At 62.6% G+C, this 537-nt stretch carries 2 protein-coding genes; both read left to right on the top strand.

The features are described 5' to 3' along the window. Window positions 1-350: NAD-dependent epimerase/dehydratase family protein (locus tag CJ255_RS22300; RefSeq protein WP_124682067.1), on the top strand; the 350-nt coding region annotated here is incomplete at its 5' end. Next, on the top strand, window positions 347-537 hold a 191-nt coding region (locus CJ255_RS22295), incomplete at its 3' end, for an Rpn family recombination-promoting nuclease/putative transposase (protein WP_165774901.1). The genes CJ255_RS22300 and CJ255_RS22295, both read left to right, overlap by 4 nt.

Here is a 537-nt window from a genome sequence, read left to right as displayed (position 1 = left end):
GCGACACGGTGCGCGTCTTCGACAACTTGAGCACCGGCTACCGCGTCAACCTCGCCGCCGTGCAGGATCAGATCGAGCTACTTGAGGGCGACCTGCGCGATGGTGACGCCGTGGCGCGGGCGGTCGCCGGGGTTGAGTTGGTTTTCCACCAGGGCGCACTCCCCTCCGTGCCGCGCTCGGTTGCCGACCCGTTGACGAGCCACGAGGTCAATAGTAGTGGTACACTACGCCTGCTACTGGCCGCCCGTGACGCGGGCGTGCGGCGGATGGTCGAAGCATTGCTTTCCCCCGCTGGCTTCGACAGGCTCAGCCAGCGGAGCGAAGCGATCTATTCACCACCTCAACCATGACCGATCTTACCAAACCCCACGATAAGTTCTTCAAGGCCACCTTTAGCCAACCCGGAGCGGTGGCACGCTTTCTGCGCGAGTTTCTGCCCGCTGAGGTGACGGCGCTCTTTGATCTGGCGCACATCCAGCCGGTCAAGGATTCGTTCGTTGATGCTACCCTGCACGAGCACTTCTCCGATCTGCTCTT

The sequence above is a fragment of the Candidatus Viridilinea mediisalina genome (assembly GCF_002532535.1).
Taxonomy (GTDB): Bacteria; Chloroflexota; Chloroflexia; order Chloroflexales; family Chloroflexaceae; genus Viridilinea; species Viridilinea mediisalina.
This window is presented reverse-complemented; position numbering and strand designations above follow the sequence as displayed.